The organism is Streptomyces sediminimaris (genome assembly GCF_047049295.1).
GTDB classification, from domain to species: Bacteria; Actinomycetota; Actinomycetes; order Streptomycetales; family Streptomycetaceae; genus Streptomyces; species Streptomyces sediminimaris.
Genome location: NZ_JBJWOT010000001.1, coordinates 5,241,980 through 5,262,314, shown reverse-complemented (window position 1 = coordinate 5,262,314; position 20,335 = coordinate 5,241,980). Strand labels below are relative to the sequence as shown.

General features: G+C 71.9%; 18 protein-coding genes. 11 read left to right on the top strand and 7 right to left on the bottom strand.

Annotation, left to right across the window (positions count from 1 at the left end; genetic code table 11):
• Window positions 1-9: 9 nt before the first annotated feature.
• The 4 genes from sdhA (at window position 10) to ACJ9NR_RS24540 (ending at window position 3,945) form a co-directional block, all read left to right on the top strand.
• Entirely contained in the window at window positions 10-1,764 is a 1,755-nt protein-coding gene (gene sdhA, locus ACJ9NR_RS24555) for a succinate dehydrogenase flavoprotein subunit (protein WP_412493078.1), read from the top strand.
• Window positions 1,764-2,525 (top strand): succinate dehydrogenase iron-sulfur subunit, encoded by a 762-nt coding sequence (locus ACJ9NR_RS24550; RefSeq protein ID WP_412493077.1) that lies wholly within the window; start codon window positions 1,764-1,766, stop codon window positions 2,523-2,525. Before sdhA ends, ACJ9NR_RS24550 begins: the two co-directional genes overlap by 1 nt.
• Window positions 2,526-2,645: 120 nt before the next feature.
• Window positions 2,646-3,092, top strand: a complete 447-nt coding sequence (locus ACJ9NR_RS24545; protein ID WP_412493076.1) for a VOC family protein — start codon at window positions 2,646-2,648, stop codon at window positions 3,090-3,092.
• Between the two features lie 121 nt (window positions 3,093-3,213).
• Window positions 3,214-3,945 carry a TetR/AcrR family transcriptional regulator gene (locus tag ACJ9NR_RS24540; protein WP_412493075.1) on the top strand — a complete coding sequence of 244 codons (732 nt, stop codon included), beginning with the start codon at window positions 3,214-3,216 and terminating at the stop codon, window positions 3,943-3,945.
• A 24-nt stretch (window positions 3,946-3,969) separates the two neighbouring features.
• On the opposite strand, the gene ACJ9NR_RS24535 is transcribed toward ACJ9NR_RS24540, so the two are convergent.
• On the bottom strand, window positions 3,970-6,375 hold the full coding sequence (locus ACJ9NR_RS24535) for an MMPL family transporter (RefSeq protein ID WP_412493509.1): 2,406 nt from the start codon (window positions 6,373-6,375) through the stop codon (window positions 3,970-3,972).
• Window positions 6,376-6,541: 166 nt separating this feature from the next.
• Between ACJ9NR_RS24535 and ACJ9NR_RS24530 the strand changes: the two genes are divergently transcribed.
• Both ACJ9NR_RS24530 and ACJ9NR_RS24525 read left to right on the top strand, forming a co-directional pair.
• A complete protein-coding gene (locus tag ACJ9NR_RS24530; RefSeq protein WP_412493074.1) occupies window positions 6,542-7,231 on the top strand; it encodes a response regulator transcription factor in 690 nt (229 codons plus the stop codon).
• Complete coding sequence (locus ACJ9NR_RS24525) at window positions 7,228-8,685, top strand: sensor histidine kinase (RefSeq protein ID WP_412493073.1); 1,458 nt, start codon at window positions 7,228-7,230, stop codon at window positions 8,683-8,685. Before ACJ9NR_RS24530 ends, ACJ9NR_RS24525 begins: the two co-directional genes overlap by 4 nt.
• Before the next feature lie 22 nt (window positions 8,686-8,707).
• Here the strand turns inward: ACJ9NR_RS24525 and ACJ9NR_RS24520 are convergent, their stop codons facing one another.
• The 3 genes from ACJ9NR_RS24520 to ACJ9NR_RS24510 all read right to left on the bottom strand — a co-directional run bounded on the left by ACJ9NR_RS24520 (window position 8,708) and on the right by ACJ9NR_RS24510 (window position 12,074).
• Window positions 8,708-10,264 carry an ABC transporter substrate-binding protein gene (locus ACJ9NR_RS24520; RefSeq protein ID WP_412493072.1) on the bottom strand — a complete coding sequence of 519 codons (1,557 nt, stop codon included), beginning with the start codon at window positions 10,262-10,264 and terminating at the stop codon, window positions 8,708-8,710.
• Between the two features lie 214 nt (window positions 10,265-10,478).
• The gene (locus ACJ9NR_RS24515) at window positions 10,479-11,783 is read right to left on the bottom strand and encodes a metallophosphoesterase (RefSeq protein ID WP_412493071.1); all 1,305 of its coding nucleotides are present in this window, start codon (window positions 11,781-11,783) and stop codon (window positions 10,479-10,481) included.
• 51 nt (window positions 11,784-11,834) lie between these two features.
• Entirely contained in the window at window positions 11,835-12,074 is a 240-nt protein-coding gene (locus ACJ9NR_RS24510) for an SCO4848 family membrane protein (protein WP_412493070.1), read from the bottom strand.
• Window positions 12,075-12,165: 91 nt separating this feature from the next.
• Here ACJ9NR_RS24510 and ACJ9NR_RS24505 point away from each other — a divergent pair, with 91 nt between their 5' ends.
• Entirely contained in the window at window positions 12,166-13,437 is a 1,272-nt protein-coding gene (locus tag ACJ9NR_RS24505; protein WP_412493069.1) for a D-alanyl-D-alanine carboxypeptidase, read from the top strand.
• On the opposite strand, the gene ACJ9NR_RS24500 is transcribed toward ACJ9NR_RS24505, so the two are convergent.
• Window positions 13,385-14,296 carry a YihY/virulence factor BrkB family protein gene (locus ACJ9NR_RS24500; protein ID WP_412493068.1) on the bottom strand — a complete coding sequence of 304 codons (912 nt, stop codon included), beginning with the start codon at window positions 14,294-14,296 and terminating at the stop codon, window positions 13,385-13,387. The two genes, ACJ9NR_RS24505 and ACJ9NR_RS24500, sit on opposite strands and share 53 nt — an antisense overlap.
• 194 nt (window positions 14,297-14,490) lie before the next feature.
• On the opposite strand from ACJ9NR_RS24500, the gene dprE1 reads away from it, so the two are divergent.
• Window positions 14,491-15,846, top strand: a complete 1,356-nt coding sequence (dprE1, locus tag ACJ9NR_RS24495; protein WP_412493067.1) for a decaprenylphosphoryl-beta-D-ribose oxidase — start codon at window positions 14,491-14,493, stop codon at window positions 15,844-15,846.
• Window positions 15,847-15,865: 19 nt separating this feature from the next.
• Window positions 15,866-16,621 carry a decaprenylphospho-beta-D-erythro-pentofuranosid-2-ulose 2-reductase gene (gene dprE2, locus ACJ9NR_RS24490; RefSeq protein ID WP_412493066.1) on the top strand — a complete coding sequence of 252 codons (756 nt, stop codon included), beginning with the start codon at window positions 15,866-15,868 and terminating at the stop codon, window positions 16,619-16,621.
• Window positions 16,622-16,645: 24 nt separating this feature from the next.
• Here dprE2 and ACJ9NR_RS24485 read toward each other — a convergent pair whose 3' ends face one another.
• Window positions 16,646-17,221 carry a 2'-5' RNA ligase family protein gene (locus ACJ9NR_RS24485; protein WP_412493065.1) on the bottom strand — a complete coding sequence of 192 codons (576 nt, stop codon included), beginning with the start codon at window positions 17,219-17,221 and terminating at the stop codon, window positions 16,646-16,648.
• A 137-nt stretch (window positions 17,222-17,358) separates the two neighbouring features.
• Window positions 17,359-18,369 carry a tryptophan--tRNA ligase gene (gene trpS / locus ACJ9NR_RS24480; protein ID WP_412493508.1) on the bottom strand — a complete coding sequence of 337 codons (1,011 nt, stop codon included), beginning with the start codon at window positions 18,367-18,369 and terminating at the stop codon, window positions 17,359-17,361.
• Window positions 18,370-18,515: 146 nt separating this feature from the next.
• On the opposite strand from trpS, the gene ACJ9NR_RS24475 reads away from it, so the two are divergent.
• The gene (locus tag ACJ9NR_RS24475; protein WP_412493064.1) at window positions 18,516-19,118 is read left to right on the top strand and encodes an RNA polymerase sigma factor; all 603 of its coding nucleotides are present in this window, start codon (window positions 18,516-18,518) and stop codon (window positions 19,116-19,118) included.
• A complete protein-coding gene (locus tag ACJ9NR_RS24470) occupies window positions 19,111-20,121 on the top strand; it encodes a hypothetical protein (RefSeq protein WP_412493063.1) in 1,011 nt (336 codons plus the stop codon). Before ACJ9NR_RS24475 ends, ACJ9NR_RS24470 begins: the two co-directional genes overlap by 8 nt.
• The last annotated feature ends 214 nt before the right edge of the window (window positions 20,122-20,335 follow it).

The following is a 20,335-nucleotide window of genomic DNA, read 5'->3' as shown; positions in this document are numbered from 1 at the left end:
GCGAGAATCATGAAGATCCACAAGTACGACACCGTCATCGTCGGCGCCGGCGGCGCCGGCATGCGCGCGGCCATCGAGTCGACGAAGCGCAGCCGCACCGCTGTGCTGACCAAGCTGTACCCCACCCGCTCCCACACGGGCGCCGCGCAGGGCGGCATGGCCGCCGCGCTCGCCAACGTGGAGGAGGACAACTGGGAGTGGCACACCTTCGACACGGTCAAGGGCGGTGACTACCTGGTCGACCAGGACGCCGCCGAGATCCTGGCGAAGGAGGCCATCGACTCCGTCCTCGACCTGGAGAAGATGGGCCTGCCGTTCAACCGGACCCCGAACGGCACGATCGACCAGCGCCGCTTCGGCGGTCACAGCCGCAACCACGGCGAGGCCCCGGTCCGCCGCTCCTGCTACGCGGCCGACCGCACCGGCCACATGATCCTGCAGACGCTGTACCAGAACTGCGTCAAGGAGGGCGTGGAGTTCTTCAACGAGTTCTACGTCCTCGACCAGCTGATCACCGAGGTCGACGGCGTCAAGAGGTCGGCCGGTGTCGTGGCGTACGAGCTGGCGACCGGCGAGATCCACGTCTTCCAGGCGAAGGCCGTGATCTACGCCTCCGGCGGCTGCGGCAAGTTCTTCAAGGTGACGTCCAACGCGCACACCCTGACCGGTGACGGCCAGGCCGCCGTCTACCGGCGCGGGCTGCCGCTGGAGGACATGGAGTTCTTCCAGTTCCACCCGACCGGCATCTGGCGCATGGGCATCCTGCTGACGGAGGGCGCCCGCGGTGAGGGCGGCATCCTGCGCAACAAGGACGGCGAGCGCTTCATGGAGAAGTACGCGCCGGTCATGAAGGACCTCGCCTCCCGTGACGTCGTCTCGCGCTCCATCTACACGGAGATCCGCGAGGGCCGCGGCTGCGGTCCCGAGGGCGACCACGTCTACCTCGACCTCACGCACCTCCCGCCGGAGCAGCTGGACGCCAAGCTGCCCGACATCACGGAGTTCGCCCGCACCTACCTCGGCATCGAGCCCTACACGGACCCGATCCCGATCCAGCCGACCGCCCACTACGCGATGGGCGGCATCCCGACGAACGTCGAGGGTGAGGTCCTGACCGACAACACGACGGTCGTCCCGGGCCTGTACGCGGCCGGCGAGGTCGCCTGCGTGTCGGTGCACGGCGCCAACCGGCTGGGCACCAACTCGCTGCTGGACATCAACGTCTTCGGCCGCCGGGCCGGCATCGCGGCGGCGGAGTACAGCCGGCACGCGGACTTCGTCGAGCTGCCGGAGAACCCGGCTCAGTTCGTCATCGACCAGGTCGAGCACCTGCGTACCTCGACGGGCACCGAGCGCGTGGCGACCCTCCGCCGCGAGCTGCAGGAGACCATGGACGCGAACGTCATGGTGTTCCGCACCGAGCAGACGATCAAGACCGCGGTCGAGAAGATCGCCGAGCTGCGGGCGCGCTACCGGAACGTCGCGATCCAGGACAAGGGCCGGCGGTTCAACACGGACCTGCTGGAGGCCATCGAACTGGGCAACCTGCTCGACCTGGCCGAGGTCATGGCCGTGTCCGCCCTGGCCCGCAAGGAGTCCCGCGGCGGTCACTACCGCGAGGACTACCCCAACCGCGACGACGTCAACTTCATGCGCCACACCATGGCGTACCGCGAGGTGGGCGACGACGGCACCGAGTCCATCCGTCTCGACTACAAGCCGGTCGTCCAGACCCGCTACCAGCCGATGGAGCGTAAGTACTGATGGCAACCCCTGTTCTGGACAAGGTGGAGGCGGAGTCCGCGGCGTCCCCCTACATCACCGTCACAGTCCGCGTCCGCCGCTTCAACCCGGAGGTCTCGGCCGAGGCGACCTGGGAGGATTTCCAGCTGGAGATCGACCCCAAGGAGCGCGTGCTCGACGCCCTGCACAAGATCAAGTGGGACGTCGACGGCACGCTGACGTTCCGCCGGTCCTGCGCGCACGGCATCTGCGGCTCCGACGCCATGCGGATCAACGGCAAGAACCGCCTCGCCTGCAAGACGCTGATCAAGGACATCAACCCCGAGAAGCCGATCACGGTCGAGCCCATCAAGGGCCTGACGGTCCTGAAGGACCTCGTGGTCGACATGGAGCCGTTCTTCCAGGCGTACCGGGACGTGATGCCCTTCCTGATCACGAAGGACACCAACGAGCCGACGCGTGAGCGCTTCCAGACCGCCGAGGACCGCGAGCGCTTCGACGACACCACGAAGTGCATCCTGTGCGCCGCCTGCACGTCCTCCTGCCCGGTGTTCTGGAACGACGGCCAGTACTTCGGCCCGGCGGCCATCGTCAACGCGCACCGCTTCATCTTCGACTCGCGTGACGAGGCGGCCGAGCAGCGGCTGGAGATCCTCAACGACCGCGACGGCGTCTGGCGCTGCCGCACGACCTTCAACTGCACGGACGCCTGCCCGCGCGGCATCGAGGTCACGAAGGCGATCCAGGAGGTGAAGCGGGCGCTGATCACGCGCCGCTTCTGAGCTCCGGCCGCACACGGCGAAAGGGCCCCGCCCCCGGTCTCGCACCGGGAGCGGGGCCCTCACGCGTCCGCGTCCGCGACAATCACCGGTTCCGGCCACCCGCGCACCTATTCTGACGACATGTCAGATGACCAGTCGTACGAACTGCTCGGATTCGACAACGTCCTGCTGCCCGTCGGAGACCTCGGCACGGCGGTCGGTTTCTACCGGAGTGCCGGGTTCGCGGTGGGGTTCCGGTTCGACGAGGCCGGGATCGCGCTGCTGGAGGTCGGGGGCGAGACGCCGGGGATCCTGCTGCGGCAGGAGGACGGGCTGGGGCACCGGCCGCCGCCCTGGCCCTCGACGCGCCTGTGGATCGAGGTCGCCGACGCCCGGACCACGGCCCGCGCGCTCGCCGCGGCGGGCATCACCCCGCTCGACGAGCCCTTCGCCGTGGCCACCGGCTGGGCGGTGGAGATCGCCGACCCCTGGGGGAACGTCGTCGGGTTCACCGACTACAGCAAGCGCCCGGAGCTGGGGCGGCGGCCCGGCGGGGCGCGGCGGCGGGAGGACCGGGTCGGGGCCTGAGGAGCGCCGCCCCGCCGTCCGGGGCGGTGGCCGGGCGGGGTGGTCCACGGCCGGGGCGGGGCCGCGTGTGCGCCGCCCCGGGCCGCGAAGGCGGCCCGCGCGCCCCTTAGGCTCTCGTTCCGTGCCAGCGAAGAACGACGGCCCCGGCGAGGGCGCCAACCCCAGCAAGTCCGAGCAGACCCGCGCGCTGATCCTGGAAACCGCGATGCGGCTGTTCCAGGAGCGCGGGTACGACAAGACGACGATGCGGGCCATCGCCGCGGAGGCCGGCGTCTCCGTGGGCAACGCCTACTACTACTTCGCCGGCAAGGAGCACCTGATCCAGGGCTTCTACGACCGGATCGCCGCCGAGCACCGGGTGGCCGTCCGGGAGGTGCTGGACCGGGAGACCGACCTGGAGGCACGGCTCGCCGGTGTGCTGCGGGTGTGGCTGGACATCGCGACGCCCTACCACGAGTTCGCGGTCCAGTTCTTCAAGAACGCCGCCGACCCCGACAGCCCGCTCAGCCCGTTCTCCGAGGAGTCGGAGCACGCGCGCGAGGAGGCCATCTCCCTCCACCGGGAGGTGCTCGCGGGGGCGACGAGGACCAAGGTCCCGGAGGAACTGCGCGACGTCCTGCCCGAGCTGATGTGGCTCTCCCACATGGGCCTGGTGCTGTACTGGGTCTTCGACCGCACGGAGGGCCGCGAGCGCAGCTACCGGCTCGCCGAACGGGGGGCCGGGCTGACCGCCCGGGGCGTCTCCCTGGCCCGCTTCCGGATCCTGCGGCCGCTGGTCAGGGACGTGCACGAGCTGTTCAGGGACTTCCTGCCGGGGATGACGAAGGTGCTCCCCACCCCCGGCAGGTCCTAGGGCTGCCCTGGGTCCGGGACGCGGTCAGTTCACCGCGTCCACCTCGCCCTCCGCCAGCTCCACGTCGAACACCAGCGGGCCCTCGGCCACCACCACGTGCGCCGCCCGCGAGCCGTACGGCGCCGCCGTGGTCGCCAGCAGATACGTCCCCGGCGCGGGGACCGACACGATGTAGGAGCCGTCCGCCAGGGACGTCACCCGGTCCAGCTGGCGGCCGCCCTTGGAGAGCAGGGTCACCGAGGCGCCGTCGACCGGCTCGCCCTCGCAGGTGCGGACGAAGCCGTGGACCGCCGAGGCGGGGCCCTGCGCGGACGGTGCCTCCAGGGCCTCCTCCTTCGGCTCCACCGCCAGGTGCGGCAGCCGCCGCTCCAGCCATCCCGGCAGCCACCAGTTGGACCTGCCGAGCAGGTGCATCGCGGCCGGCACCAGCGCCGTACGCAGGATGAACGCGTCGAGCGCCACCGCGGCCGCGAGGCCGACGCCCGCCATCGCCGCGCCCGAGTCGCCGCTGAGGACGAAGGCCAGGAACACGCAGACCATGATCAGGGCGGCGCTGTTGATGACCCGGCTGGTCTCCGCGAGACCCACCCGCACCGCGCGCGCGTTGTCCCTGGTGTGCACCCACTCCTCGTGCATGCGGCTGACCAGGAACACCTGGTAGTCCATCGAGAGCCCGAAGAGCAGCGACAGCATGATCACCGGCAGGAAGGCGTTGATCGGGCCCTCCTTGCCGAGGCCGAGCAGATCCAGGCCCCACCCCCACTGGAAGACCGCGACGAGCACGCCGAAGGAGGCGGCCGCGGCGACCAGATTCATCAGGGCGGCCGTCAGCGGCACCACCAGCGAGCGGAAGGCGATCAGCAGGAGCAGGAAGCCCAGGCCGATGATCGTCGCGATGAACAGGGGCAGGCGGTCGCCCGTCACCGCCGCGAAGTCCTTGGACACCGCGGTCACGCCGCCCACGTGCGCCTGCGCGCCCGCCTTCGGGATCACCTCGTCGCGCAGGGTGTCGATCAGGTCGTCCGTCTGCTTCGACTGCGGTGACGTCGTCGGTACCACCTGGATCACCGTCACGCCCTTGGCGGGCGGCAGCGGGGCGACCCGTGCCACCCCCGGGGTCGACCGGATGTCCTTGACCAGCGTGGCGGTGTCACCGCTCACGCCGACCACCTGCAGCGGCCCGTTGAAGCCGGGCCCGAAGCCCTCGGCGAGCAGGTCGTAGGCCTGCCTGGTGGTGGTCGACGCGTCGTCGTTGCCCTGGTCGGTGGCGCCGAGGCGGAGCGAGAGCACGGGCACGGCGAGGACGGCCATGACGACCAGGGCGAGCGCGGCGATCCTGCGGGGGCGCTTCTCGACGTTCGCCGACCAGCGCACGGCGAGCCCGCTCGTCTTCTCGGTCTCGGCACCGTTCGCCGCCAGCCGGCGCCGCTGGCGGCGGCTGAGCACCCGGGGGCCGAGCAGACCGAGCAGCGCCGGCAGCAGCGTCGTGGCCGCCAGCACGCTCAGCACCACGGTCAGCGAGGTGCCGATGACCACGCCGTCCAGGAAGCGCAGTCGCGTCACGAGCATGCCGGCGAGCGCGATGCAGACCGTGCCGCCCGCGAACAGCACCGCCCGGCCGGAGGTGTTGAGGGCCGTGACGGCCGACTCCTCGGGGTCCATGCCGCGCTGGATGCCGCGCCGGTGCCGGGTGACGATGAACAGCGCGTAGTCGATGCCGACGCCGAGGCCTATCAGGGACGCGAGCAGCGGTGCGATGTCGGGGACGTCGGTGGTGTGGCTGAGCAGCTGGGTGGAGAACAGGCCCATGCCGACGCCGAAGACCGCGATCGCGATCGGCAGCAGCATCGCGAAGAGCGAGCCGAAGGCCAGGAACAGCACGACGGCCGCGGCCACGATGCCGACCATCTCCGACAGGCCCTGCGGCGGCTCCTGGATGCGCTGGATGGCCTGGCCGCCCAGCTCGACCCGCAGACCGGCGCGTTCGGCGTGCCGCGCGGTGTCGACGACGTTCTGGACGAGGTCCTTGGGCACTTCGTTCGCGCGCTTGGTGAAGGTCAGCTGGGCGTACGCGATCTTGCCGTCGGCGCTGATCTGCGCGGCTCCCCGGGGCCCCGCGTAGGGACTGGTGACCGCGCCGACGCCGGGCATCTTCGCGATGGAGTCGAGGGCCGGCTGGATGCGGGTGCGGACCGCCTGGTCCTTCACCGAGCCGCTGTCGACCTTCCACACCACCGTGTCGGTGTCGCCCGAGGTGCTCGGGAAGGCCTTCTGCATCAGGTCGTACGCGCTCTTGGAGTCCGTGTCGGGGAGGGAGAAGACGTTCGCGTAGTCCGTGCCCGCCGCGGAGGCCGAGAAGCCCACGCCGAACAACGCCCCCACCCACAGGAACAGGACCACCAGCCGGTGCCGATAGCACCACCGTGCCAATGCCGCCACGATCAAACGCTCCTTGTCGGTCGTCGGTCGGTCCCCCAGGTCCTGGGCAACAGGATTGGGGGCGCCGCCCGCGCGCGGGGCGGTTGCGGCACGACTCTCAAGGAACTCCAAAGACCGATCCGGCCCCGCTGCCGCTCCCGCGCCCGATACTGGGGACATGACGACGGCTCCAGGCACCGTGCTGGTGGTGGAGGACGAGCCGAGCATCGCGGACGTCCTCGCCATCGCCCTGCGCTACCACCGGTTCGAGGTGATGGTCGCGGGCACCGTCCGCGAGGCCCTCGCGCTCGCCGGGCGCACCCGGCCGGACGCGGCACTGCTCGACGTCATGCTCCCGGACGGCGACGGACGGGCGCTGGGGCGTGAACTGCGCGAACGGCAGCCCGACCTGGCGCTCGTCTTCCTCACCGCGCGCGACTCGCCCGCCGAGATCGTCGGCGCCCTCGGCTTCGGCGACGACTACATCACCAAGCCGTTCAACATCGACGAGGTGGTCGCCCGGATCACGGCGGTGCTGCGCCGCACCCGCCCGGCGGACGTGCTGCCCCAGCGGCCCCCGCTGAGGTACGGCGACCTGGAGCTGGACGAGACGACGTACAGCGCCCACCGCGCGGGCCGCAGCGTCGAGCTCACCCCCACCGAGTACGCCCTGCTGCGCTTCCTGGTGCGCAACGGCGGCCGGATCGTGCCCAAGGAGCAGCTCCTGCGCCACGTCTGGCAGTACGAGCACACCCCGCCCGAGTCGACCGTCGTGGAGACCTACATCAGCTATCTGCGGCGCAAGCTGGAGGCGCTCGGGCCTCCGGTGATCACCACCCGGCGCGGTGTGGGATACGGACTGGCATGAGGGCCGGCTGGCTGAACTGCGAGCGCGGCATCCACTCGCTGCGCGCCAAGCTCACGCTGACCAACGTCGCCCTGCTCGCCCTCGGCATCGTGGCGACCACCGCGATCAGCCTCATGGGCATGCGCTACTACCTGCTGGACCAGGTCGACTCCCAGCTGACCAAGATGCGCGACTCCCTGAGCGGTTCGCAGCTGACGATCCGGCAGATCGACTCGCTCAGCGCCCTGTCGTTCGTCCACGACCGGCTGGTGCCGGACGACACCGACAAGGAGCGCTCGAACCCGGACTCGATCTACACGGCCGTCAACGGCCGGGGTACGGCCATCGGCATCCTCGGGGTCCAACCCACCGAGGCGCAGACCGGTCTGGCCCGCGCGGTCGGCGACGCCGCGGGCCTCGCCCGGGACGCCGATCCGCACGACGTGAAGGTGAACGGCGCGCCCTACCGGGTCACCGCCGTACGGCTGGCCGACGGCACGTACGTGCTGATGGCCGCCTCCACCGAGGCCCTGCACACCGGCATGGGCAAAGCGCTCAGGCTCGACTTCGCCGTCGGCGGTCTGCTGCTCGTGCTGCTGGCCTGTCTGACCCTGTTCAGCGTGCGGCGCCGGATGCGCCCGCTGGAGGACATGGTGGAGACGTCGTCGGCGATCGCGGAGGGCGACCTGACGCTGCGCGTGCCCTCCAGCACCCATCCGACCCAGGAGGTCGAGCAACTGCGGCTCGCCCTGAACTCCATGCTCCACCAGGTGGAGTCGGCGTACCGCACGCGCGAGCACAGCGCGGCCCAGCTGCGCCGCTTCGTCGCCGACGCCTCGCACGAGCTGCGCACCCCGCTGTCGGCGATACGCGGCTACCTCCAGCTGTACGACAAGGGGATGCTCAGTGATCCCGACGAGCGGAAGCGCGCCTGGGAGCGGGTGCTGGCGGAGACCGACCGCATGGGGCGGCTGGTGGACGAGCTGCTCACCCTGGCCCGCCTCGACCAGCAGCCCGAGCTGCGCTTCCGCAACGTCGACCTCAGCCGCCTGGTGCGGGACGCGGCCGAGGACCTGCGGGTGCAGCAGCCCCAGCGTCCCATCACGGTGGGCGCCGACGGCGCGCTGCTGGTGCACGCGGACGAGTCGGGGCTCCGACAGGTGCTCGGCAACCTGGTGGGCAACGTCCGCACGCACACGCCCGCGGACGTGCCGGTGCGGCTGGACGTGGGGCGCGAGGACGGGGTCGTGCGCCTGTGTGTCGCGGACGAGGGCCCGGGGCTGTGCGGCGACGACGCGGCACGCGTCTTCGACCGCTTCTTCCGGGCCGGCGGGGGCGCGGGCAGCGGACTGGGCCTGGCCATCGTGCAGGGGGTCGTGCGGGCGCACGGCGGGGAGGTGGCGGTGCGCACGGCCCCGGGCGAGGGGCTGGCGGTGACGGTCACGCTTCCGGCGCGGACGGCCGTACGGTCCTGAGGCCCGGGCCCCGTGCCCCGCGTCAGATCCAGGTGAGGCTCCACAGCCGGAACACGCCGGTTCCGTCGTCGAGATACTGGCCGCCGCCGACGTCCTCGCTGCTGAGGACGTACTCCTTGCCCTGCCACAGCGGGATGACCGGCACGTCCCGGGCGACGTCCCGCTGGAGAGTGCTGAAGTCGGGCGCGGCGTCCGAGCGGTCGGCGTACGACTGGCTGTCCCGGATCAGCCGGTCGACCGTCCTGCTGCTGTACCCGGTGTTCATGGTGCCGCCGCTGCCGACGAGCGGGGCGCCGAAGGTGTCCGGGTCCGGGTAGTCGGCGACCCAGCCGACGGCGTACGCGTCCAGCTTCCCGGCGGCCCAGCGCTTCTGGAAGTCGGTCCAGCCGTAGCCCTCGAGGGTCACCTTGAACAGGCCGCTCGCCTCCAGTTGCTGCTTGAGTGCCGCGGCCTCCGCCTCGGACGCGCCACGGTTCTTCGCGTAGCCGTAGGTGAAGCGGACCGGCGTCTGCACGCCGGCCTCGGTGAGCAGGGCCTTCGCCTTGCGCGCGTCCTGTCCGGGGTAGGCGTCGAAGAACGACGTGGTGTGGCCGGTGATGCCCGTGGGGATCAGCGAGTACAGCGGGGCGACGGTCCCCTGGTAGACGGTGGCGGCCAGCCGCTCGCGGTTGATCAGCCAGGCCATGGCCCGGCGCACCCGGACGTCGTGCAGGGGCGAGCCGGCCCGGGTGTTGAGGTAGAGGTTGCGGGTCTCCGAGCTGTCGGACTCCGACAGGCGCTGGTGCGGATCGCTCGCCGAGAGCCCGGACAGGACCTTGGGCGGCAGCTGGCGGGTGGCGACGTCGACCCGCTTCGCCTTCCAGGCCCTGTCCAGGGCCTGCGGGTCGACGTAGTAGAGCAGGTCCACGGGGCGGCCCGTGCTCTTCAGGGCGCCCCGGTAGCGCTTGTTGGGCGTGAGGACGGCCTTCTTGCCCTTGTCGTACGAGGTCAGCACGTACGGCCCGGTGCCGTCCACGCCGTCGCTGGTGCGCAGGGCGTCCTTGGGGTAGGTCTCGCTGTCCACGATCGAGCCGGCGCCGGTGGCCACCTTGAACGGGAAGGTGGCGTCGGGCGAGGAGAGGTGGAAGGTGACGGTCAGGCCGTCCGCGCTCACCGAGCGGAGCGTGCTGAACAGCGAGGACGGACCGACGTCGGACTTGATCCTCTTGACCCGGTCGAAGGAGTACTTGACGTCCGCCGCGGTCATCGCCCGCCCGCTGGGGAACGTGAGCCCGGACCGCAGCCGGCACCGGTAGGTGGTGGGCCGGCTGCCGACGAAGCCGCAGCTGCGGGCCGCGTCGGGCACCGGCGTGGCGCCGCCCGGCTCGTAGGTCAGCAGCGACTGGAAGACGTTGCTGAACAGCGCCCAGGAGCCCGCGTCGTAGGCGCCGGCCGGGTCGAGTGCCGTGACCGCGTCCGTCGTGCCGACCCTGATGGTCTTCCCGGTGTCCCCCTGTGACGGCAGCAGCTGCCAGCCGCCCACTCCCGCGACCGCGAGCACCAGCAGCGACGCGGCGACGCGCGTGCGAACCGAACGCATCGGTTTGCCCTCCCCTGCCCCGAAGGGCCCCCACCCCATGTGCCACCCCCTAGTGGCGCGGCTCACCTAATCACAGGTGTTTCAGCTGGGGGAAGAGGGTTTTGTTGAGTTGAGACCGAACACGCGCAAGGGTTTTCCGTCATCTCTCACAGCGTCCTCACAGATTGTCCGCACGCGGTTCCGCAAGCGGTCACCACCGCGTCCGGCGGGACGGTCAGGCGCGCGTCGACGCCAGTTCGATCACGGTGATGTCGGACGGCGCCCCCACGCGCGTGGGCGGCCCCCAGGCGCCGGCGCCCCGGCTGACGTACAGCTGGGTGTCGCCGTAGCGCTCCAGGCCCGCGACGGTCGGATTGGCGGCCGCCGCGATGAGGTTGCCGGGCCAGAGCTGGCCGCCGTGCGTGTGGCCGGAGAGCTGGAGGTCGACGCCGTGCCGGACGGAGTCGTGGATCTGCACCGGCTGGTGGGCGAGGAGCACGCACGCGCGTGCCGTGTCCCGGCCGCCGAGCGCCTTGCCGAAGTCGGGGCCCTGGCCGGTGCTCTCGCCCGCGATGTCGTTGACGCCGGCCAGGTCGAACCAGGGCAGTTCGGTGCGGGCGTTCTCCAGCGGGTGCAGGCCGAGCCGCCGCACCTCCTCGACCCACTGCTCGGCGCCGGAGAAGTACTCGTGGTTGCCGGTGACGAAGTAGGAGGGCGCCTCCAACTGCGTCAGCGGGGCCGCGGCCGGAGCCAGGTCGGGCACACTGCCGTCCACCAGGTCGCCGACGACCGCGACGATGTCCGGCCGGGTGGAGTTGATCGTGTCGACGACCTTCTGCGTGAAGCCGCGGCCGAGGATCGGGCCCAGGTGGATGTCGCTGACCACCGCGATGCGGTAGCCGTGCGCGGCCCGCGGGAGTCTCGCCAGCGGCACGGTGACGCGCTTGACGCGCGGGCCGCGCAGGACGCCGTACGTGCCGTAGCCGACGGTGGCCACGGCGGCGGCCGTGGCGGCCCCCGCGACGACGCGGGAGACGAAGAGGCGGCGCGAGGGGTCGGGGGACGCGGGGCCGCGTCCTGGCGCGGGGCGGGATCCGGACGCGGGGCCGGGTCCTGACACGGTCCCGGGCTCCGGTTCCGGCTCCGGTTCGGGCTCCAGCGGGGGTACGGATCCGGCCGGGACGGGCCGCGCCCGCGCCACCGCCGCGCCGGCGCGCGTCCGCCGGGGCGGCAGGCGGCGCAGCAGCGGCCGTACGGCCTCGCCCGCCACGACGGCCAGCAGCAGGTAGAGCGACAGCGCGAGCCACAGGAACCCCGGCCAGGCGAGCACCTGCTGGAGCAGGAAGGGGGCTCCGGCGCGCTCGGCGACGACCGCCCCCACGGCCAGCGCCCAGCCGCCCGCGAGGACCGCGGCGCCCGCCCGGCGGACCGGGCCCGGACGTGCGGTCGTGTCGCGGAACAGACGGCGCCACAGGTACCAGTTGGCCGCGCCGAGCACGCCGAGCGCGAGAAGGGCTGCCAGGACGAAGACGATGACCACCGTGCGGTCGACCCCCGTTGCCGGTTCTGTCGTTGTGTACCGGTTCGCCGCTTATGAGGTCTGACGCAAAGCGCGCAGGCCGCGCAACCCGATGCCGCCGATGACCGTCCCCAATACGAAGGAGACGACAGCGAGCGTCAGGTGCACCCAGAAGTAGGCCGTCGGGTGGCCGTCGTGGAACGCGAGGCCGCTGCCGTCCTTGACCAGGTTCTTGACGAAAGTGACCCAGATGACCCAGCTCCACACCCCGAAGGCGAGCAGGAACCAGGAGACGGGGCGACTGAGCTTCATACGTCCAGTATCACCGCCGCCGGTCCGGTTCCGCGCCCGGGGTGGGGTGGGTGGCGGGACTTCACGCCGTGCGGCAGGTACGTTTCCGTCCGTGTCCGCTCCCAAGAAGACCATCGGGCGATCCCTGCTGGTCACCGCCGCCGCCCTGTCCGCGCTCCCGCTGGCAGCGCCCGCCGCCCTCGCCGCCCCGACCCCCTCCACGAGCCCCTCGGCCACTCCCCCGGCGCACATGTCGAGCGTGGGCGGGGCCCGCCTCGGCCGGCCGGGAACCCAGGTGAACCTCGGCACCGGTGCCCCGGTGCTGCCCAAGAACCTCAGCGCCCGCTCGTGGATCGTCGCGGACGCCGAGTCGGGCGAGGTGCTCGCCGCGCACAACGCGCACTGGCGGCTGCCTCCGGCCAGCACGATGAAGATGCTGTTCGCGGACACGGTGCTGCCGAAGTTCCAGAAGACCGACAGGCACAAGGTCGTCCCCGCCGACCTGGCCGGCATGGGCGCCGGCTCCAGCATGGTCGGGATAAAGGAGGGCGAGACCTACACCGTCCACGACCTGTGGCTCGGTGTCTTCCTGCGCTCCGGCAACGACGCCGTGCACGTGCTGTCGGCCATGAACCACGGCACCGCCGCCACCGTCCGGGAGATGAACCAGCAGGCCCAGGAGCTCCAGGCCCTCGACACGCACGTCATCACGCCCGACGGCTACGACGCCCCCGGCCAGGTCTCGTCGGCGTACGACCTGACCCTGTTCGCCCGCTCCGGGCTGCAGAAGAAGGACTTCCGCGAGTACTGCTCGACCGTGCGCGCCCAGTTCCCCGGCGAGACGAAGAAGAACAAGAAGGGCAAGACGGTCCGCAAGTCCTTCGAGATCCAGAACACCAACCGGCTGCTCAGCGGCGACAACGACATGCCCGTCTACCAGGGCATCGCGGGGGTGAAGAACGGCTACACGACGAACGCGGGCAACACGTTCACCGGTGTCGCCGAGCGCGACGGCAGGGTGCTGCTGGTCACCGTCATGCACCCGGAGAAGAAGGAGCACAACGAGGTCTACAAGGAGGCCTCCGAACTCTTGGACTGGGGTTTCAAGGCGTCCGGCAAGGCGGTGCCGGTGGGCGCCCTCGTCGCGCCGCGGAGCGCGCGGGCCAGTGCCCAGCCGGGAGCCAATCCGTCGGGTCAGGCGGGCGGGGCCGGCGATCCCTCGGGCGCCCCGGTGGCGAGCGCCACGGCGAAGGGCGGCTCCGGCGGCATGGGGGTCGCCCTCGCCATGGCGGCCGGTGTGCTGGTGCTGCTCGCGGCGGGCGCGTTCCTGGTCAACCGCCGCTGGCCGCTGCCCGATCTGGTACGACGCCGGACCCGACCGTGACCTCCGCGTCCTCCTTGCTCCCCGTCGCCGTCCACGCGGCGCAGAACAGGACCAGCTTCGAGGTGAAGTTGATCCACAGCAGCAGGGCCACCGGCACGCCGAACGCGCCGTACATGCTCTTCGCCGCCACGCCCTGCAGATAGCCGCTGAGCAGGGTCTTGAGCAGTTCGAAGCCGATCGCGCCGGTCAGCGCGGCGATCGCCAGACGGCGGCGCGGCGGCTCGACGCCGGGCAGCAGCGTGAGGACGTACAGAAGCAGCAGGAAGTCGGCGAGGACGGCGACGAGGAACGCGATGACGTAGAGCAGGACGCCGCCCCAGCCGTTCTTGTCGATGCCGAGCTGCCCGGTGATCCAGCCCACCATCGCGGAGGCGACGGTCGAGGTGGCGAGCGTGACCAGGACGGCGCCGCCGAGCCCGAGGAGGATGCCCAGGTCCTTGGCCTTGCGCAGGAAGGGGTTCTCCTCCTCGTCGGGCAGCTCCCACACGGCCCGCAGGCTGTCCCGCATGGAACCCGCCCATCCGATGCCGGTGAACAGCAGGACGGCGCCCGCGATGAGGCCGACGGTGCCGGCGTTGTCGACCAGGCTCTGGATGTCGAGCTGGTCGGAGATGCCGGGCACCTGCTCGGCGATCCTGTCCTGCAGGTCCTTCTGCTGCTGCCCGCTGAGCGTGGCGGCGGCGGCCGCGGCACTGACGGTGAGCAGCGGGAACAGCGCGACGAAACTGGTGAAGGTCATCGCCGCGGCCAGCCTGGCCCACTTCACGCGGTCCAGGCGCTCGAACGAACGCCACGCGTGGGTGAGCATCAGCCGCGCCACCAGCGGGCCGACGACGGGGAGGTTTTTCAGCCAGTCCATGATCCGACTCTCCCCTCGGTACGGACGTCCGATGTCCGAGTACCCCGAAAGGGCGATGGTGTGACCACCGCGTACGCCGCCATCGCGGCCGATGTCGCCGCAATATTGCCTGACATCCCATTAATCACCCATTTCGCGGACGAGTGACATGTTTGACGACTGATCGCCCCGGAAGGGGCGATACGGTCCCCGACATGTCTGCCGACACCGTTCCCGTCACCCTCACGGGCTGGGGCCGCACGGCTCCCACCGCGGCCCGCCCGATCCGTCCACGGACGTACGAGGAGACCGTGGCCGCGGTCCGGGGCTGGGGGACGCGCGGGGGCATCCCGAGGGGCCTGGGACGGGCGTACGGGGACGCCGCGCAGAACGCGGGCGGGTCGGTGCTGGACATGACGGGCCTGGACCGCGTCCACGCGATCGACGCCGCCGGCGGCACCGTGCTGTGCGACGCGGGCGTCTCGCTGCACCGCCTGATGGAGGTGCTGCTGCCGCTGGGCTGGTTCGTGCCGGTGACGCCCGGCACCCGCAGGGTGACGGTCGGCGGCGCGATCGGCGCCGACGTCCACGGCCGCAACCACCACGTGGCCGGGTCCTTCTCCCGCCACGTCCTGTCGCTGGAACTCCTCACCGCCGACGGGGCAATCCGCGCGGTCGGCCCGGACACGCCCCTGTTCGACGCGACCGCCGGCGGCATGGGCCTGACCGGAGCAATCCTGACGGCCACCGTCCGGCTGCTGCCGGTCGAGACCTCCCTGATGTCGGTCGACACGGTGCGCACCACCGACCTCGACGACCTGCTGGCCCGCATGACGGCGACCGACCACCTCTACGGCTACTCGGCCGCCTGGATCGACCTGCTGGCCCGTGGCGCGGCGACCGGGCGCGCCGTCCTCACCCGCGGCGACCACGCCCCGCTGGACGCCCTGCCGGCCCGCGCGCGCAGGACTCCGCCGGACTTCCGGACCCGGTACGTCCCGGCCGCCTCGGCGCTCCTCCCGGCGGGCCTGCTCGGCGGGCGGGCCACCAGCCTGTGCAACGAACTGCGGTACCGGACGTCGCCACGCGTGCGTACCGGCGAACTGCGCGGCCTCTCCGCCTTCTTCCATCCGCTGGACGCCGTGCCCCACTGGAACCGCCTGCACGGCCGCGGCGGCTTCGTGCGGTACCGGTGCGTCGTCGGGGACGGCCGGGAGGACGCCCTGCACCGGATCGTGCGCCGCCTCTCCGAGCGGCGCTGCCCGGCCTTCCGGGCCGTCCTGAAACGCTTCGGGGAGGCCGGCCCGGGCTGGCTGTCGTTCCCGGTGCCGGGCTGGTCGCTCGCCCTCGCCCTGCCGGCCCGGCTGCCCGGCCTCGCCGCCTTCCTCGACGGCCTCGACGAGGAGGTCGCCGCGGCGGGCGGACGCGTCTGCCTCGCCGCCGACTCCCGGATGCGTCCCGAACTGCTCGCCGCGATGTACCCGCGCCTCGACGACTTCCGGGCCCTGCGCGCGGAACTCGACCCGCGCGCGGTGTTCGTCTCGGACCTGTCCCGCCGTCTCGACCTCTAGGCACCTAGGAGCTGCTGTCGTGAAGGACGCCTTCGGCCTCCCCCAGTCCCTGCTCGTCCTCGGCGGTACGTCCGAGATCGCGCTCGCCACCGCACGCCGCCTCGTCGCCCGCCGCACCCGCACGGTGTGGCTCGCGGGACGCCCCTCCCCCGCCCTGGACCGGGCCGCCGAGCAGCTGCGCGGGCACGGCGCGGCCGTGCACACCGTCGCCTTCGACGCGCTCGACCCCGGCTCCCACGAGACGGTCCTCGGCAAGGTCTTCGCCGAGGGCGACGTCGACATGGTGCTGCTCGCCTTCGGCATCCTCGGCGACCAGGCACGCGACGAGCGCGAACCGGCCGCCGCGGTGCGCGTCGCGCAGACCAACTACACGGGCGCGGTGTCGGCGGCCCTGGTGAGCGCGAGCGCGCTGCAGGCGCAGGGCCACGGCTCCCTGGTGGTGCTCTCCTCCGTCGCCGGCGAGCGGGCACTGCGCAGCAACTTCATCTACGGCTCCAGCAAGGCCGGCCTCGACGTCTTCGCTCAGGGGCTGGGCGACGCGCTCTACGGCACGGGCGCGCACGTCATGGTCGTGCGCCCCGGGTTCGTCCGGTCGAAGATGACCGCCGGCCTGCCCGAGGCACCCTTCGCGACGACCCCGGAGGCGGTCGCCACGGCCGTCGAACTCGGGCTGCGCCGGCGCTCGGAGACGGTGTGGGTGCCCGGCAGGCTGCGCGTGGTGATGTCGGTGCTGCGGCACGTGCCGCGGGCTGTGCTGCGACGGCTGCCGGTCTGATCGGCGGCCGGGGCCCGGGTCCGGTCAGCGGCTGGGGATGGTGCCACGTACATGACCGGCCTGCGGCGGCACCGTCGTGCTTCCGAAGGGGAACTCGCGCAGCTTGCGCCACACGCCGTCGGGGCCCTGCTCGTACAGCGCGAAGCCGTTGCACGACCACTCGGCGCGGTAGCCGGCGAGCTCCTCGAAGGCGCGGTCCATCGCCTCCTCGTCGATGCCGTGCGCGACCGTGACGTGCGGGTGGTACGGGAACTGCAGTTCCCGCGGCACGGGGCCGGAGGCGTCGCGGACCCGCTGCTGCAGCCAGGTGCAGGCCTCGGCGCCCTCGTCGACCCGTACGAAGACGACGGGCGACAGGGGCCGGAAGGTGCCGGTCCCGCACAGCCGCATCGGGAACGGCCGCCCGGCCGCGGCGACCTCGGTCAGATGCGCCTCCACGGCCGGCAGGGCGTCCCCGTCGACCTCGGTCGGCGGCAGCAGGGTGACGTGGGTGGGAATGCCGTGAGCCGCGGCGTCGCCGAAGCCCGCGCGCAGCTGTTGGAGCAGGCTGCCGTAAGGCTCCGGGACCGCGATCGATACGCCGATCGTTACGGTCCCCACGTCGTCTCCTGTCGTCGTGACGGATTTGTTCTCGGCCGTCGGCTATCGACTGTACGGCCACGGATGTGTCGTGGGCACGCGCAACCGTAGTGATGTGCAGCGCTCTGCCGGGCGGTGCCCGTGGGCGGTGGCGCGCGTCAGTGCTTGGCGGGCAGGAAACCGACCTTGTCGTACGCCTGGGAGAGCGTCTCCGCGGCGACCGAACGCGCCTTCTCGGCACCCTTGGCCAGGATCGCGTCGAGGGTCTCCGGGTCGTCCAGGTACTTCTGGGTGCGCTCCCGGAAGGGCGTCACGAACTCGACCATGACCTCGGCGAGGTCCGTCTTCAGCGCGCCGTACATCCTGCCCTCGTACTCCCGCTCCAGCTCGGCGACGGACGTGCCGGTGAGGGTCGAGTAGATGGTCAGCAGGTTGCTGACGCCGGGCTTGTTCTCGACGTCGTAGCGGATGACGGTGTCGGTGTCGGTGACCGCGCTCCTGACCTTCTTCGCGGTGGCCCTGGGCTCGTCGAGGAGGTTGATCAGGCCCTTCGGCGTGGACGCCGACTTGCTCATCTTGATCGACGGGTCCTGCAGGTCGTAGATCTTCGCCGTCTCCTTGAGGATGTACGGCTTCGGGATCGTGAACGTCTCGCCGAACCGGCTGTTGAACCGCGTCGCGAGGTCGCGGGTCAGCTCGACGTGCTGGCGCTGGTCCTCGCCGACGGGCACCTCGTGGGCCTGGTACAGCAGGATGTCGGCGACCTGGAGGATGGGGTAAGTGAACAGGCCGACGCTGGCGCGGTCGGCGCCCTGCCGGGCGGACTTGTCCTTGAACTGGGTCATGCGGCTCGCCTCGCCGAAGCCGGTCAGGCAGTTCATGACCCAGGCCAGCTGGGCGTGCTCGGGGACATGGCTCTGGACGAAGAGCGTGCAGCGGTCCGGGTCGAGACCGGCCGCGAGCAGCTGGGCGGCGGCCAGCCGGGTGTTCGCGCGCAGCTCCGCCGGGTCCTGCGGAATCGTGATCGCGTGCAGGTCGACGACCATGTAGAACGCGTCGTGGGACTCCTGCAGGGCCACCCACTGACGGACGGCGCCGAGGTAGTTGCCGAGGTGGAACGAGCCTGCGGTGGGCTGGATACCGGAAAGCACACGCGGACTGCTCGGCATGGCGGAGCCATTCCCCTGGGGGTGCTGGTGGGTGACGGGCGGGCGGTCTGAAGCCATGTTCACCATTCTCTCAGGTCTGTCGAGCCGATCCGGAACTGGTCGGAAACAGGCGGGAACCGATCCGTCCTCCACGGTGTAACAAGGGTGTGAGGACGCGGGAGGGGGGCCGCATCGTCGATGAGGCCGCGGTGATCGCACGTGTACGCGCCGGAGAGCCGGAGGCGTACGCGGAGCTGGTGCGGGCCCATACGGGCATCGCGCTCAGGGCGGCCGCCGCGCTCGGGGCGGGAGCGGACGCGGAGGACGTGGTGCAGCAGGCCTTCGTGAAGGCGTACTGCGCGCTGGGCCGGTTCCGGGACGGCGCGGCCTTCAAGCCGTGGCTGCTGTCGATCGTCGCCAATGAGACGAGGAACACAGTGCGCACGGCGGTGCGGCAGCGCACCCTCGCCGGCCGGGAGGCGGCCTTCGCGGAGGCGGAGCCGCTGATACCGGAATCGGCGGACCCTGCGGTGGCGACCCTGGAGACGGAGCGCCGCGCCGCCCTTCTGGCCGCCCTGGAGCGGCTGAGCGAGGAGCACCGCCTGGTCGTCACCTACCGCTATCTGCTGGAGATGGACGAGTCGGAGACCGCCCAGGCCCTGGGCTGGCCGCGCGGGACGGTCAAGTCCCGCCTCAGCCGCGCCCTGCGCAGGCTGGGCCGGCTCCTGCCGGATTTCGAGCCTCGGAAGGGAGGTGACGAGCATGAGTGAGGGCCGCGGCGCGTACGACGGTGAGGGCGGGCGCGACCGGGCAAGCGCCGGGGGCCGCGGGCCGCGCGGCCGAGCCGGTGACCGCGGCCCGGGACCGGGCGGGCGAGCCCGCGGGCGGCGGCGTGACGGCGGCACCTCCGGGCTGCCGGACGAGCTGCGGGCGCTGGGCAGGTCCCTGGACGCACCCGGGGCGGGCGGCGCCGAAGGCGCCGCTGATCTCCTCGGCTCCGAGACGATGGTCGAGCGCGTGCTGGGACAGATACTGGCCGAGCGGCTGCCGGTCGCGCCGGCCGGGCCACGGGGCGCCCGTGAGCGGCTGCGTGCGGTCCGGCGCTGGACGCGGCGGCGGTGGCGGTCGGTGACCGCGGCCCTGTGCGGGCTGCTGACGGTGCTCGCGCTCACGCCCCCGGTGCGGGCCGCGGTCCTGGACTGGTTCGACTTCGGCGGGGTCGAGGTGCGGTACGACCCGTCGGCGGTGCCCTCGCCCGGCGCCGAGGTGCCCGGCTGCGGCAGGTCGGTGTCGCTCGGACAGGCCCGGCGGCGGGCGGGCTTCGAGCCGCTGGTGCCGGACGCGCTCGGCACGCCGGACACGGTGTCGGTGGCCGATGAGCCGCGCGGGCGGTTCCTGGTGACCCTGTGCTGGCGGGAGGGCGGGCACACGGTCCGGCTGGACGAGTTCCCGGACCAGCTGGACATCGGCTTCGCCAAGAGGCTGCGGGAGCCTCCGGAGTGGATCTCGCTGGGCGGGCGGACGACGGCCGGGGACGTGCCGGAACTCGCCCTGTGGTTCCCCCGGCCGCATCTGCTGGGCTTCTGGCTGGTGGACGCGGAGGGACACCGCTTCACGCGCGAGGAGCGGACCGCCGGGCCGACGCTGCTGTGGACCCGTGCGACGGGGAACGCAGGGGTGACGCTTCGTCTGGAGGGCGTGGACTCCAAGGAGCGGGCGGTGCGCATCGCCGAGTCGGTGCGGACGCCGTCCGGGACGCCGCCGACGTCGTGAGCCCTCGGGGTGTGGGACTCCCGTGGGTTCTGCGGGACCTGTGTTCTCCGATGGGTTCTCCGAGTCGTTCACCGGGACCGGGAACCCCGGCGGGCCGGGCGGTGTACCAGAAGTGACATGCGGCCCGGGGACGGGCCGACGGGACCTTGTGGCTGGGGGACGGATGCGTGGACGGAGGCGCGGGGTGCGTGAACTGACGGCGGTGACGGGGGCA